The 13980-nt window shown below is 64.6% G+C and carries 16 protein-coding genes; 13 read left to right on the top strand and 3 right to left on the bottom strand.

All coding sequences use genetic code 11. The features are described from left to right. The first annotated feature begins 2 nt into the window (after window positions 1–2). Genes mftG through B4393_RS04580 form a run of 5 tightly spaced genes read left to right on the top strand, consistent with a single transcriptional unit; the run spans window position 3 to window position 6685 of the window. Window positions 3–1418 (top strand): mycofactocin dehydrogenase MftG, encoded by a 1416-nt coding sequence (gene mftG, locus B4393_RS04600; RefSeq protein ID WP_462020422.1) that lies wholly within the window; start codon window positions 3–5, stop codon window positions 1416–1418. Between the two features lie 60 nt (window positions 1419–1478). Continuing rightward, window positions 1479–2942: an ethanolamine permease gene (gene eat / locus B4393_RS04595; RefSeq protein WP_078333130.1), complete on the top strand. Its 1464-nt coding sequence runs from the start codon at window positions 1479–1481 to the stop codon at window positions 2940–2942. A gap of 7 nt (window positions 2943–2949) precedes the next feature. Continuing rightward, window positions 2950–4353 carry an ethanolamine ammonia-lyase subunit EutB gene (locus tag B4393_RS04590; RefSeq protein ID WP_078333129.1) on the top strand — a complete coding sequence of 468 codons (1404 nt, stop codon included), beginning with the start codon at window positions 2950–2952 and terminating at the stop codon, window positions 4351–4353. After that, window positions 4350–5135 (top strand): ethanolamine ammonia-lyase subunit EutC, encoded by a 786-nt coding sequence (gene eutC / locus B4393_RS04585; protein ID WP_078333128.1) that lies wholly within the window; start codon window positions 4350–4352, stop codon window positions 5133–5135. The genes B4393_RS04590 and eutC overlap by 4 nt, the downstream gene beginning before the upstream one ends. A 47-nt stretch (window positions 5136–5182) precedes the next feature. Then, a complete protein-coding gene (locus tag B4393_RS04580; protein WP_078333127.1) occupies window positions 5183–6685 on the top strand; it encodes an acetyl-CoA acetyltransferase in 1503 nt (500 codons plus the stop codon). Between the two features lie 9 nt (window positions 6686–6694). Here the strand turns inward: B4393_RS04580 and B4393_RS04575 are convergent, their stop codons facing one another. The 3 genes from B4393_RS04575 to B4393_RS04565 all read right to left on the bottom strand — a co-directional run bounded on the left by B4393_RS04575 (window position 6695) and on the right by B4393_RS04565 (window position 9218). Then, window positions 6695–7951 carry a cytochrome P450 gene (locus B4393_RS04575; RefSeq protein ID WP_078333126.1) on the bottom strand — a complete coding sequence of 419 codons (1257 nt, stop codon included), beginning with the start codon at window positions 7949–7951 and terminating at the stop codon, window positions 6695–6697. 67 nt (window positions 7952–8018) lie between these two features. After that, on the bottom strand, window positions 8019–8489 hold the full coding sequence (locus B4393_RS04570) for a hotdog fold domain-containing protein (protein ID WP_070938513.1): 471 nt from the start codon (window positions 8487–8489) through the stop codon (window positions 8019–8021). Between the two features lie 60 nt (window positions 8490–8549). Continuing rightward, window positions 8550–9218: a pyridoxine/pyridoxamine 5'-phosphate oxidase gene (locus B4393_RS04565; RefSeq protein WP_078333125.1), complete on the bottom strand. Its 669-nt coding sequence runs from the start codon at window positions 9216–9218 to the stop codon at window positions 8550–8552. A gap of 386 nt (window positions 9219–9604) precedes the next feature. On the opposite strand from B4393_RS04565, the gene rpsJ reads away from it, so the two are divergent. From rpsJ to rpsC, 8 genes are read left to right on the top strand one after another with little or no spacing between them, the layout of a single operon-like run. Then, on the top strand, window positions 9605–9910 hold the full coding sequence (gene rpsJ, locus B4393_RS04555) for a 30S ribosomal protein S10 (RefSeq protein WP_003883485.1): 306 nt from the start codon (window positions 9605–9607) through the stop codon (window positions 9908–9910). Between the two features lie 14 nt (window positions 9911–9924). Continuing rightward, window positions 9925–10578: a 50S ribosomal protein L3 gene (gene rplC / locus B4393_RS04550; protein ID WP_078333123.1), complete on the top strand. Its 654-nt coding sequence runs from the start codon at window positions 9925–9927 to the stop codon at window positions 10576–10578. A gap of 5 nt (window positions 10579–10583) precedes the next feature. Continuing rightward, window positions 10584–11225: a 50S ribosomal protein L4 gene (gene rplD, locus B4393_RS04545; RefSeq protein ID WP_070939290.1), complete on the top strand. Its 642-nt coding sequence runs from the start codon at window positions 10584–10586 to the stop codon at window positions 11223–11225. Continuing rightward, window positions 11225–11527, top strand: coding sequence for a 50S ribosomal protein L23 (gene rplW, locus B4393_RS04540; RefSeq protein ID WP_070938516.1), 303 nt, complete (start codon window positions 11225–11227; stop codon window positions 11525–11527). Before rplD ends, rplW begins: the two co-directional genes overlap by 1 nt. A gap of 26 nt (window positions 11528–11553) precedes the next feature. Continuing rightward, window positions 11554–12390 carry a 50S ribosomal protein L2 gene (gene rplB / locus B4393_RS04535; protein ID WP_070938517.1) on the top strand — a complete coding sequence of 279 codons (837 nt, stop codon included), beginning with the start codon at window positions 11554–11556 and terminating at the stop codon, window positions 12388–12390. A gap of 9 nt (window positions 12391–12399) precedes the next feature. Continuing rightward, on the top strand, window positions 12400–12681 hold the full coding sequence (gene rpsS / locus B4393_RS04530) for a 30S ribosomal protein S19 (protein WP_070938518.1): 282 nt from the start codon (window positions 12400–12402) through the stop codon (window positions 12679–12681). Further along, complete coding sequence (gene rplV, locus B4393_RS04525) at window positions 12681–13154, top strand: 50S ribosomal protein L22 (protein ID WP_078333122.1); 474 nt, start codon at window positions 12681–12683, stop codon at window positions 13152–13154. The genes rpsS and rplV overlap by 1 nt, the downstream gene beginning before the upstream one ends. Continuing rightward, window positions 13154–13978, top strand: coding sequence for a 30S ribosomal protein S3 (gene rpsC, locus B4393_RS04520; protein ID WP_070938520.1), 825 nt, complete (start codon window positions 13154–13156; stop codon window positions 13976–13978). The genes rplV and rpsC overlap by 1 nt, the downstream gene beginning before the upstream one ends. Window positions 13979–13980: the final 2 nt, after the last annotated feature.

The raw sequence follows: 13980 nt of genomic DNA, 5'->3' as shown, positions 1-13980 counted from the left end.
CGATCCACGCGGATGCGCTCATCGTGGGCGCAGGTAGCGCGGGTTCGATTCTGGCAGGGCGTCTTTCCGAGGATCCATCGTTTCGGGTGGTACTTCTCGAGGCGGGGCCCGCGTCGTCGGCGGACGAGGACGGGGTGCGCGATGGGTACCGGCTCCCGATCGGCCCCGACAGCCAGATAGCCACCTATTACTGGGCGACTTTGACGTCCACAGGTGATCAGGCCGAGCTGGTACGCGGGTCCGTGGTGGGCGGTTCGGGCGCGATCAACGGCGGCTATTTCGTGCGTGGCCGGCCCGCGGATTTCGATGGCTGGTCGGTGCCGGGATGGTCATGGACGGATGTGCGCGATCATTTCCGCGCGATGGAGACCGACCGCGATTTTCGCGACGATCCTCTGCATGGATCGTCTGGCCCCATACCAATCGGACGCAGACACGAACAGAGCAGCGCCGGAAGAGAATTGATGGATCGTGCGGTCACGGGTGGACACCCGGAAGTCGCCGATCTCAACGGCTCGGCCGGAGTTGGGGTGGGATTGGTCCCACTCAACATCGACAGCGGGATGAGGGTCGGGCCCGCACGTGCCTATCTGGAGGGTGCGGGCTGGCGTCCCAATCTTGCGGTCTACTCCGGTACCCGGGTGTTGCGGATAATGTTCGGCGGTGGGCGGGCCACCGGCGTGCAGGTGGCGGTGGGGAATTCGGTGAGGACCCTGACCGCCGATCGAATCATATTGAGCGCGGGGGCAATTGAGAGCGCAAAACTGCTGCTGCTCTCCGGGATTGGCCCGGCGGACGACCTGCGGGCGGTAGGCGTGCAGCCCGTCGTCGACCTGCCGGGTGTCGGTACGCGTGTGATGGACCACGCGGAATGGGTGCTGGATACCGGTGACGAAGGGCAACAGGGCTATCCGGTCCTGGACACCGTGTTGCACACCGACCGCCCGATGGGTATCGAGATAAGGCCCTATACAACCGGATTCGCTGCCATGGCCGGTGTCAGGGTGGACGGTGTGGATGCGCGGCAGATCGGTGTCGCGCTGATGACGCCACAGTGCCGTGGCCGCCTTGAGCTGCGATCGACCGACCCTGCGGCACCGGTGTACATCGACCTGAGGTACGACAGCGAGACCGCTGATATGGATCGGCTGCGTGACGGAGTACGCCTGGTATCCGAACTCTATGGGCGGCGGTTTGGTGGTCCCCGGTGGTCCACGTCGCAGCATCTGTGCGGAACCGCTCCCATGGGCAATGATGGTGACAAGCATGCTGTTGTCGACAAATACTGTCGCGTCAGAGGAATTGACGGGCTATTTGTCATCGACGGGTCGATCTTGCCGACCATTCCCAGCCGGGGGCCGGCAGCCACCATTGCGATGGTCGGGCATCGGGCCGCGCAGTTTGTTGCGTGGTCGTAACGAGATATGAATCTCGTCGTCTGACCCACGCGCGCAGACCATCGGTCGCACAATTGGACGATGCCAACTTCCGATGACGCCGCCGGCTCACACCCGGAAGCGCTACATGATCATGCGGGCGTGCAGTCTCATGTGGAGGACGCCGACTATCTCGCCAGGCGACAGCTGAGATCGGGCACCGCGGGTTGGGTGCTACTGGCGGGTCTCGGCGTCAGTTATGTCATCTCGGGCGATTACGCGGGCTGGAACACCGGCTTGAGCAAGGGCGGGTTCGGTGGTTTGGCCATCGCGGCGGTCATCATCGCCGCGATGTATCTGTCGATGGTGCTCAGCATGGCCGAGATGTCGTCCGCGTTGCCCACCGCGGGTGGCGGCTATACCTTTGCCCGCCGTGCGCTTGGCCCGTGGGGCGGATTCGCCACGGGGACGGCGATTCTCATTGAGTACGCGATCGCCCCGGCGGCCATCGCCACCTTCATCGGAAGCTACGTCGAATCACTGCACCTGCCCGGCCTCACCGACGGATGGTGGGTCTACCTGGCGGTTTACGCGATCTTCATCGGCATCCATCTCAGTGGAGCCGGTGAGGCGCTCAGGACGATGTTCATCATCACCGGAGTTGCGCTGGTTGGTCTGGTGACCTTCGCGATCGGTGCTGTGGGCCGATTCGACGCGGCCAATCTCACCGACATTCCGGTTGACGAGACGGCAAGGGGTGCATCGGCATTCCTGCCCTATGGATATCTGGGTATCTGGGCAGCGGTGCCATTCGCGATTTGGTTGTTCCTGGCGATCGAGGGTGTTCCGCTGGCGGCGGAGGAGGCGCGCGACCCTGCCAAGAACATCCCGCGCGGAATCCTGATGGCGATGCTGGTGCTCGTCATCACCGGCACGGCCGTGCTGTTCCTGGTTCCCGGAGCCGGGGGAGCCGAGGCCATGGGACAGTCGGGTAATCCCTTGGTCGAGGCGCTGGGAACCGCGACGGTCGCCAAGGCGGTCAACTACATCGGACTGGCCGGACTCATCGCCAGTTTCTTCTCCATCGTCTACGCCTACAGTCGGCAGACCTTCGCCTTGTCCCGGGCGGGCTACCTACCGACCGGGCTGTCCGTCACCAACAGTCGCAAGGCGCCCGTGCTGGCGCTGATCGTTCCGGGAATCATTGGATTCCTGTTGTCGCTCACCGGTAAAGGCGCCATGTTGCTCAACATGGCGGTGTTCGGCGCGGCGCTGAGCTACGTGTTGATGATGGTGAGCCATATCGTGCTGCGCATTCGCGAGCCGGAGATGGAGCGGCCGTACCGAACGCCCGGAGGCATCGCCACAAGCGGCTTCGCACTGGTGATCGCCTGTGTTGCTGTCGTGGCGACATTTATTGTCGATACCACCGCAGCCTTCGCCACATTTGGTGTGTTTGTGCTGTTTATGGCGTACTTTGGGTTGTATAGCCGTCACCATTTGGTTGCGAACTCGCCAGACGAGGAGTTCGCGGCGCTTGCCGAAGCCGAGAACGAACTGAAATAGGCACATTATGAGTACTTTTCGTCACATCGTCGGGCCGGTCACCTACCGGTTCGAGTCGCTCGCCGAAGTTCTCGCGAAGGCATCGCCGCCCCGATCCGGTGACGAACTCGCGGGCTGCGCGGCGCAGTCCGATGCCGAACGAGCCGCGGCACGCTGGGTCCTGGCAGAGGTGCCGCTGGCGGCGTTCCTGTCCGAGGAAATCGTCCCGTATGACACGGACGAGGTCACCCGGCTCATCATCGACAGTCATGATGCCGATGCCTTCGCCGTCATCTCACACCTGACCGTTGGTGATTTCCGGGACTGGCTGTTGGAGACCATCACCAAACCGCATGGGGCGCAGTCCCTCAAGGATGTCTCGCCCGGGTTGACTCCCGAGATGGTCGCGGCGGTCAGCAAGTTGATGCGCAATCAAGACCTCATCGCTGTCGGCGCTGCGGTGCGCAACCGCAGCGCCTTTCGCACCACCATCGGTCTGCCGGGCACGCTGGCGACCCGGCTGCAGCCCAACCATCCGACTGACGACGCCCGGGGTATCGCCGCCGCGACCCTTGACGGTCTGCTGCTGGGATGCGGTGATGCCGTCATAGGCATCAATCCGGCGACTGATTCCCCGCATGCCGCGGGCGACCTGCTGCGTCTCATCGACGACATCCGATTGCGATTCGACATCCCCACACAGTCGTGCGTGCTCGCCCACGTCACCACCACAATCGAACTTATCGAACGAAATCTACCGGTGGACTTGGTGTTCCAGTCGATAGCCGGAACCGAAGGTGCCAACGAGAGCTTCGGGGTCAATCTGGAGCTGCTCCGTGAGGCGAATGAGGCCGGACGTTCGTTGGGACGCGGCACTGTGGGCAACAACGTCATGTACCTCGAGACGGGTCAGGGGTCGGCGCTGTCCGCGGGAGCGCACATCGGGGTGGGCGGCGTTGCGGTGGATCAGCAGACATTGGAGGCGCGGGCGTACGCCGTCGCGCGCGAGGTGGAGCCGCTCCTGGTCAACACCGTTGTGGGATTCATTGGGCCGGAATATCTTTACGACGGTAAGCAGATCATCAGGGCCGGTCTGGAAGATCACTTCTGCGGCAAGCTGCTGGGACTGCCGATGGGAGTGGACGTCTGCTACACCAATCACGCCGAGGCTGATTCCGATGACATGGATGTGCTGCTCACCGTGCTGACCGCTGCGGGGGTCGCGTTTGTCATCGCGGTGCCCGGGGCCGACGACGTCATGCTGGGGTACCAGAGCCTGTCCTTCCACGATGCGCTGTTCGCGCGCCGCACCTTCGGGCTGCGACCGGCTCCGGAGTTCAACGACTGGCTTGATCGCATGGGGATGCTTGAGCGTGATGGTGGACTGCGTGAAATCGCGGTCAGTGACTCACCGTTGCGGGCGCTGTTATGAGCGACATCGCCAACAACGTTGCGGCGCACGATATCTGGGACGCCCTGCGCCGGTCCACGCAGTCTCGAATCGGTTTGGGGCGCAGCGGAGATGCGCTGCCCACCACGCGGGTACTGGAGTTCGGGACGGCGCACGCCGCGGCCCGCGACGCGGTGCACACGCCATTGGATGCGCGCGCCTTGGCCGGCCGAATCGACGGACTGGGGTTGGGTACGCCGCTGCTGATCACCAGCCGTGCGGCGGATCGATCCGAATACCTGCGCCGCCCTGACCTGGGGCGCGCCCCCGCCGAGGGTGCGCTGGACGTGCTGCCCGGATCCGGCGGCGATATCGGCATCGTGCTGGCCGACGGGTTATCACCGCGAGCCCTGGACGACCACGGGGTGCCGCTGTTGCAAGCGTTGCACCAGCGGTTACGCGGGTACTCGATCGCACCGTTGGTCGTCGCGACACAGGCACGTGTGGCCCTGGGTGACCACATCGGCGCCGCCTTGGGCGTTGACACGGTGTTGGTCCTCATTGGGGAGCGCCCGGGACTGTCGGTCGCCGACAGCGTCGGGATATATCTCACGCACAATCCCATCGTGGGATGTACTGATGCACAACGTAACTGCGTTTCGAATATCCATCCCCCCGAGGGGCTGGGTTATGACCAGGCGGCGCAGGTGGTGGCTGCCCTGGTGGCCGGGGCGCGTCAGATCGGCCGCTCCGGCGTCGACCTCAAGGACATGACGGGAGCGGGTAGTCAGATCGAGGGGCCCGGGCCCGCTCTGTCCACCTAACGGGACGACCCTCAGCGACCAACCAGGCGGTTGGTTACCATCGGCGAATGGCCCTCGACCCTCGCACGCCGGTCCTTGTCGGTACCGGACAGGTCAACCAGCGGACACCAGCCGACACCCCGTTCTCCGAGATCCCGGAGCCCATCGAGCTTATGGAACGGGCGGCGCGCCTGGCCGCCGACGACGCCGGGGCGGCCGAGCTGCTCGCGGCGATCGACACGGTATCGGTGGCGAACATCTTCTCGTGGAAGTACCGCGACCCGGGTGTGCTCCTCGGTGAGCGCCTTGGTGCGGTGCCCAAGCGCACCTTCTACACCGGCCCCAGCGGCAACTCGCCGCAGCTGCTGGTCAACCACGCGGCCGCCGACATCCTCGCCGGGGACGCCGACGTGGTTCTGATCGGTGGCGCGGAGATGTGGCGTTCGCGCAACAAGATGATGGCCACCGGCGTGCAGCCCACGTGGACCAATCAGGACGAATCCGTCGCTGAAGCAACAGTTCTCGGTGGTCGTATGGATCAAGTCGGTGGCGCGGAGACCGCGATTGGCTTGATCTCTCCCGGCCACGTCTACCCGCTCTTCGAGCAGGCGATACGCATCGCCAACGGCGCTTCCATCGCGGACCATCGCACCGCGATTTCGCAGCTGTGGCAGCGGTTCAACGCGGTGGCGGTGAACAACACACACGCCTGGTCCAACGACGCGTATACCGCCGAGGAGATTGCCACCCCCGGCCCCGACAATCGGTGGATCAGCTCCCCGTACACCAAGCTGATGAACTCGAACAACATGGTCGAGCAGGGGGCGGTGGTCTTGCTCACCTCCGTGGAAACGGCGTTGCGGTTGCAAATCCCCCAAGACCACTGGGTGTTTCCCCTCTCCGGCGCCCAAGCGAACGACACCTTCGCGCTCAGTGAGCGTCGTGAACTGCACCGGTCGCCGGCCATCCGGCTGGCGGGCAAGCGCGCATTCGACCTCGCCGGACTGGGCACCGACGACGTGGAGCTGATCGACATCTACTCCTGCTTCCCGTCGGCGGTGCAGGTCGCGGCCAACGAGCTGGGGTTGGCGCTCGATGATCGGGCGCGGCCGCTGACGGTCACCGGTGGGCTCACCTTCGCCGGTGGTCCCTGGTGCAACTACGTCACGCACTCCATCGCGACCATGGTGCAGCGGCTGCGTGAGCGCCCCGGCGCCAAGGGGCTGATCACGGCCAACGGCGGATATCTCACCAAGCACGCGTTCGGAATCTACGGAACCGAGCCGCCCGCAGCCGGATTCGCGTACGAGGACGTGCAGGCCGACGTCGACCAAGAGCCCCGGACCGAGGCTGCGGACGGCTACGCGGGCGCGGCGACCGTCGAAGCGTGGACCGTCAACTACGGACGGGACGGATCACCGTTCCAGGCGTTCGTCAGTGTGCGCACACCCGCGGGAGCGCGCACCTTCGCCAAGATCGATGACCGGGACGCCGCCGTGCAGCTTGCGGACGCTGACATCGCCGGTGCGTCAATCGAAGTCGCGGCGGATGGATCCGCGCGGCTCAACTAGCACGGGCGACTACCGCAGGGTGTAGCGGATCGGCAGGTGCTTGATGCCGCCGACGAAGATGGTCGAGGTCCGCTCGATGTTCCCGTCGATTTCGATGGACTCCAGGCGGGGCAGTAGCGCGGAGAAGAAGCTGTTGACTTCCATGCGTGCCAGCGCCGCGCCCAGACAGAAATGGACGCCGAAGCCGAATGCCAAGTGCTTATTGGGGTCTCGCGCGATATCGAAGGTGAAGGGATCGGCGAAGGTGTCCTCGTCGCGGTTGCCCGAGGGGTAGGACAGCAGCACCGATTCACCCTCGGCGATGGACACGCCGCGAATCTCGGTATCGGCAGTCGCTGTTCGCATGAATTCCTTGACCGGTGTGACCCAGCGGATCATCTCGTCGACCGCCAACGGCATCAGGTCGGGATTCTCGCGTAGCCGCGCCAGCTGGTCGGGATGCTCCAGTAGTGCTTCGAGCCCGCCGGCGATGGTGGCGCTGGTGGTGTCATGCCCGGCGGTGGCGATGATCGTGTAGTACGAGGCGGTGTCGACATCGCTCAGCAGTTCGCCGTCGACCTTGGCGTTGGCGATGGTGGAGGCCAAGTCCTCGGTGGGGTTCTGGCGCCGAGATGCGGTGAGGCCACTGAAGTATCCGAAGAAATCCAGCAGCGCCAGTAGCTGCTCTTCGGGGGTGACGCCGCGCTGGAACTCGGTATCGTCGCCGCCGAAGAGCTCCTGGGTGAGCTTGAGCATCCGGTCGAAGTCCGACTCGGGAATGCCGAGTAGCGACATGATGACGTAGAGCGGGAAGTGCACCGCGACGTCCTGCGCGAAATCGCACCTCCCGCCTGCTTCCAGGAGTTTGTTGACGTATCTGTTGGCCAGCTCGTCGGTGCGGATCTTCATATCCCGCATGGCCTTTGGCCGGAACCAGTCGGCGCCGATGGCGCGCAGCACGCGGTGCTTCGGGTCGTCGATGTGCACAAGTGTCTTGAGCTCGATGCCCATGGCGGCTTGTTTGTCCAGCTCTGCTTCCTGCTCGAGGTTCATCAGCAGGGGACGCGGCTCGTTGATCCAGAGCGCGTTGTTGCGCTCGATATCCATGATGTCGTCGTGTTTGGTGATCGCCCAGAACGGTCGATAGTTGTCGGTAGTCACCTTCGACACGGGCTGTTCACGCCGCAACAGCGTCATCGCGGCATGCAAGCGAGGCTCGTCGGCGTAGGCGGTGGGATCGGCCAAAACTCGGCCGGCTTCTTCGATTTCAGACAGTGCGGTGGCCATAGCCGGAGTGTGCGCGTGTCACACCATAGATTTGTCTATAACGGCCGAATTTGGTCGTCGATGTGTATCAGGCGGGCGTCACCCAGGTGGTGATCTCGGCCTTCACCACTTCCTTGCCGTCGCGATCGGTGATGCTGATCGGCACGACGACGTCAGTGCCCTCGGTGATTGCGGCGAAGTCGACACCCTCGAGCTTGGCGATCGCGCGCAGCGAGGTGGTGGCCTTACCGAGGTATTGGACGTTCATCGCCTTGGGAATCCAGCGGTGCGTGGACGGCGTGGTGGCCTCCATCAACATGCCCATGGCGACCTCGGCCAAGTTGCATGCGGCGATCGCGTGGAAGGTCTTGATGTGGTTGTAGACGAAGTACCACTTGGGGGCGGTCACCTCGCAGTAGCCCGGTTCCATCCGCTGCACGTGCGGCACCACCGAGGCGAAGTAGGGAACACGGGCCATCATGGCGGCGGAGAACAGGGCAGAGCCGCCGGGCTTGTTCTGCAGACGCTGCCAGATCTTGTAGGTCGGAGATGCGCTCACCGCACGTACCTTACTTGAAAGTAAGATAATGGCGAACTTGGCCGAGAACTCGTTCGCCGATCACGGCCAGAGCTGCGTGCGTTCCCAGCCATCCCCGACTCGCTGATAACTAAGACGCTGGTGTTTGCGGTCGGGGGAGCCCTGCCAGAACTCGATCTGCGTCGGCCGCACGGCATAGGAGACCCATTCCTCCGGCACCAGCTCAGGGTCATCGGCCAGCTTCCGGTGGGCCTTCTCGATCTCCGCGTCGATCTCGGCCGGGTCCACCAGCGGTTCACTCTGTCGCAGCGTCAACGCCATCGCCCGGGATCCGATGGGCCTGCCCAGGAAGTCGGCGGCACTTGCCTGCGCGCCATCGTTGACGACGGCGCCGACCACCCGCACCTGTCGCACCACCTCCGGCCAATGGAAGGTCAGCGCGGCTGCCGGATGAGCGGACAGATCGCGGCCCTTCTGGCTCGCCGAGCTCGCCGCGAAATGCCAGCCATCCCGATCGATCGCTTTCAGGATCAACACACGTGCGCGTGGTAGGCCCTCGGCATCGACCGTCGAGATCGTCATGGCGTGCGGCTCCGGCACCCCCGCCTGCGCCGCCTGCTCGATCCAATCGGTGAACAAGGGGAGCGGCTCGGCAGGGGCATCGCCGATCTCAAAGAGTGGCGCACTGCCGGACAGAACCGGCAATGCCCGCAGGAATGAACGCCCTCCGTCGGCCTCCGGCCAGCGCACGTCACAACCTCCTTGAGGGGATCTTGTACTACCGTTCCATATGCGACCAGAACCGCAGGTCACCGGGTTTCAGTCCCCGACAGCGGGGTGCGACCGCGGGGATTTGGCCGCAGCCGCTGGATAAGGCATACTGTTCGGGTTGCCGTGAACCGGTTTCAGCGCCTTGGGTCTGCCCATTGCGCGCTGCGAACGGAGACGGCGAACCACTAGCGCCCTTACGGGCGCGTCGGCCCAGTCCAAGCGACGAGAATTTTCGACGCGGACGACTGCGCGCGAGGGCGACACGCCCGACCGCGGGGGTCGGTGAACTACGACAGGTAAACAGCGGCGGTATCGGGTTGCGCGCTTCGGCGTGCTCCGGACCAGTGACAGTAGAGGTAGGAAGCGTGGCGGGACAGAAGATCCGCATCAGGCTTAAGGCCTACGACCATGAGGCGATTGACGCCTCGGCGCGCAAGATTGTTGAGACGGTGACCCGTACCGGCGCGAGTGTCGTTGGACCTGTGCCGCTGCCGACTGAGAAGAACGTGTATTGCGTTATCCGGTCGCCGCACAAGTACAAGGATTCGCGCGAGCATTTCGAGATGCGCACCCACAAGCGGCTCATCGACATCCTCGACCCGACGCCGAAGACGGTTGACGCGCTCATGCGCATCGACTTGCCGGCCAGCGTCGACGTGAACATCCAGTAGGAGAACCAGAAACCATGGCAAGAAAAGGAATTCTGGGCACCAAGCTGGGTATGACACAGGTGTTCGACGACAACAACCGGGTTGTCCCGGTGACCGTCGTCAAGGCCGGACCCAATGTGGTGACCCGCATCCGCACCCAGGAGCAGGACGGCTACAGCGCCGTCCAGCTCGCATTCGGTGAGATCAGCCCCCGCAAGGTGACCAAGCCGGTCACCGGTCAGTTCGCTGCTGCGGGTATCAATCCCCGTCGCCACCTGGCCGAGCTGCGTCTGGACGATGAGGCCGCTGCCGCCGAGTACGAGGTCGGCCAGGAGCTGACCGCCGAGATCTTCAGTGACGGCGCCTATGTCGACGTCACCGGAACCTCGAAGGGCAAGGGCTTCGCCGGAACCATGAAGCGTCACGGCTTCAGCGGTCAGGGCGCCAGCCACGGTGCACAGGCCGTGCACCGTCGTCCCGGCTCGATCGGTGGCTGCGCCACCCCGGGTCGTGTCTTCAAGGGCACGCGGATGTCCGGACGTATGGGTAGCGATCGCGTCACCACGCAGAACCTGGTGGTGCACAAGGTTGATGCTGAGAACGGCGTACTGCTGATCAAGGGTGCCATTCCCGGTCGTAAGGGTGGCCTGGTTGTGGTCCGCACCGCTGTCAAGCGAGGTGAGAAGTGAGCACTTTGAAAATTGACGTCAAGGCTCCGGGTGGTAAGACGGACGGCTCCATCGAGCTGCCGGCCGAATTGTTCGACGCCCCAGCCAACATCGCGCTGCTGCACCAGGTTGTGACCGCGCAGCTGGCCGCAGGCCGTCAGGGCACCCACTCCACGAAGCGTCGTGGTGAGGTGTCCGGTGGTGGCAAGAAGCCGTACCGGCAGAAGGGAACCGGCCGCGCCCGTCAGGGTTCGACCCGTGCCCCGCAGTTCACCGGTGGTGGCGTTGTCCACGGCCCACAGCCGCGTGACTACAGCCAGCGGACGCCCAAGAAGATGATCGCCGCCGCCCTGCGCGGTGCGCTGTCGGACCGGGCCCGCAACGGCCGGATCCACGCCATCACCGAGCTGGTTGCCGGTCAGGAGCCCTCGACCAAGAGCGCCAAGTCGTTCCTGGCCGAGATCACCGACCGCAAGCAGCTGCTGGTGGTGCTGGGCCGTGACGATCTGGCTTCGGTCAAGAGCGTGCGGAACCTGCCGAACGTGCATGTGCTGGCCTACGACCAGCTCAACACCTACGACGTGTTGAAGGCCGACGATCTGGTGTTCAGCGTCGAGGCACTCAACGGCTTCATCAACGCCAAGAAGAAAGAGGAGGTGTCGGCCTGATGGCAACCATCGCTGACCCCCGCGACATCATCCTGGCCCCGGTGATCTCGGAGAAGTCGTACTCGTTGATCGAAGACAACGTGTACACCTTCGTCGTCCACCCGGACTCGAACAAGACGCAGATCAAGATCGCCATTGAAAAGATCTTCAGCGTCAAGGTCTCCTCGGTGAACACCGCCAACCGCCAGGGCAAGCGCAAGCGCACCCGCACCGGTTTCGGACAGCGCAAGAGCACCAAGCGCGCCATCGTCACCCTGGCACCGGGCAGCAAGCCGATCGACCTGTTTGGAGCCCCCGCGTAGTCGGGGAGTAGAGGACTAGAGAAGACATGGCTATTCGCAAGTACAAGCCGACGACCCCCGGTCGCCGCGGCTCGAGCGTCGCCGATTTCTCGGAGATCACTCGCTCGACTCCCGAGAAGTCGCTGGTTCGCCCGTTGCACGGCACTGGTGGCCGTAACGCCCACGGCCGCATCACCACTCGTCACAAGGGTGGCGGCCACAAGCGTGCCTACCGGCTGATTGATTTCCGTCGCCACGACAAGGACGGCGTCAACGCCAAGGTCGCGCATATCGAGTACGACCCCAACCGCACCGCGCGCATCGCGCTGCTGCATTTCCTGGACGGCGAGAAGCGTTACATCATCGCGCCGGTCGGGCTGTCGCAGGGCGATGTGGTGGAGTCGGGCGCCAACGCCGACATCAAGCCGGGTAACAACCTGCCGTTGCGCAACATCCCGACGGGTACCACCGTGCACGCCGTCGAGCTGCGTCCCGGTGGTGGAGCCAAGATCGCCCGTTCGGCCGGTTCCGGTATCCAGCTGCTGGGTAAGGAAGGCGCTTACGCTTCCCTGCGTATGCCCAGCGGTGAGATCCGTCGCGTCGACGTGCGCTGCCGCGCCACCGTCGGCGAGGTCGGTAACGCCGAGCAGGCCAACATCAACTGGGGTAAAGCCGGCCGTATGCGGTGGAAGGGCAAGCGCCCCACCGTCCGTGGTGTCGTGATGAACCCGGTCGACCACCCGCACGGTGGTGGTGAAGGTAAGACCTCCGGTGGTCGTCACCCGGTGAGCCCGTGGGGCAAGCCGGAAGGCCGCACCCGCAAGCCCAACAAGGCGAGCGACAAGCTCATCGTCCGTCGCCGGCGCACCGGCAAGAAGCGCTAGGAGTAAGCGATGCCACGCAGCCTCAAGAAGGGCCCGTTCATCGACGACCATCTGCTCAAGAAGGTCGACGTACAGAACGATAAGAACACCAAGCAGGTCATCAAGACCTGGTCGCGTCGGTCGACCATCATCCCCGACTTCATCGGCCACACCTTCGCGGTGCACGACGGGCGCAAGCATGTCCCCGTCTTCGTCACCGAAGCGATGGTCGGTCACAAGTTGGGTGAGTTCGCCCCGACGCGGACCTTCAAGGGTCATATCAAGGACGACCGAAAGAGCAAGCGGCGCTAATGACTACAACGACTGAATACCCATCGGCCAAGGCCGTTGCACGGTTCGTGCGGGTCTCGCCGACCAAGGCACGCCGGGTCATCGACCTGGTGCGCGGCAAGTCGGTAACCGACGCCATCGACATCCTGCGGTGGGCGCCGCAGGCAGCCAGCGAGCCGGTTTCCAAGGTCATCGCCAGCGCTGCCGCCAACGCGCAGAACAACGACGGCCTGGATCCCTCCACCCTGGTGGTCTCGGAGATCTTCGCCGACGAGGGCCCGACCGCCAAGCGCATCCGTCCCCGCGCGCAGGGTCGTGCGTTCCGGATCCGCAAGCGCACCAGCCACATCACCGTGGTGGTGGAGAGCCGCCCCAAGTCCGACAAGGGCGGTAAGGCCGGAGCTTCCGCTGCTGGTTCTCGGGCCCGCCGGGCCGAGGGCTCGAAGGCTGCCGCCAACAAGACCACCGCTGAGGCGAAGGGAGGCTCGCGCTAGTGGGCCAGAAGATCAATCCGCACGGTTTCCGGCTCGGTATCACCACCGACTGGAAGTCCCGCTGGTACGCCGACAAGCAGTACGCGGACTATGTCAAGGAAGACGTGGCAATCCGCCGTCTGCTGGCCACTGGCCTGGAGCGTGCCGGTATCGCCAAGGTGGAGATCGAGCGCACCCGTGACCGGGTCCGCGTTGACATCCACACCGCGCGTCCCGGCATCGTCATCGGCCGTCGTGGCACCGAGGCCGACCGCATCCGCGCCGACCTGGAGAAGCTGACCAAGAAGCAGGTGCAGCTGAACATCCTCGAGGTGAAGAACCCCGAGGCCGAGGCGCAGCTGGTTGCCCAGGGTGTCGCCGAGCAGCTCTCGAATCGTGTGGCGTTCCGTCGCGCGATGCGCAAGGCGATCCAGTCGGCCATGCGTCAGCCGAACGTCAAGGGCATCCGGGTGCAGTGCTCCGGCCGCCTCGGCGGTGCTGAGATGAGCCGCTCGGAGTTCTACCGCGAAGGTCGAGTGCCGCTGCACACGCTGCGTGCCGATATCGACTACGGCCTGTACGAGGCCAAGACCACCTTCGGCCGCATCGGTGTGAAGGTCTGGATCTACAAGGGCGACATCGTCGGTGGCAAGCGCGAGCTCGCCGCCTCGGTGGCCGCGCCCGCCGGTGACCGTCCGCGCCGTGAGCGTCCGGCCGGTGCCCGTCCGCGTCGTAGTGGCGCCTCGGGTACCACCGCGACGAGCACCGAGGCCGGCCGTGCCGCCGCAGAGACCCCTGCCTCGGACGGCGCTAGCGCGCCGGCCGCAGAAACCACGGAGAGCTGAAC

Source organism: Mycobacteroides franklinii, assembly GCF_002013895.1.
Taxonomy (GTDB): domain Bacteria; phylum Actinomycetota; class Actinomycetes; order Mycobacteriales; family Mycobacteriaceae; genus Mycobacterium; species Mycobacterium franklinii.
Note: the sequence above shows the minus strand (reverse complement) of the source record. Positions and strands in the feature narration are given on the sequence as shown.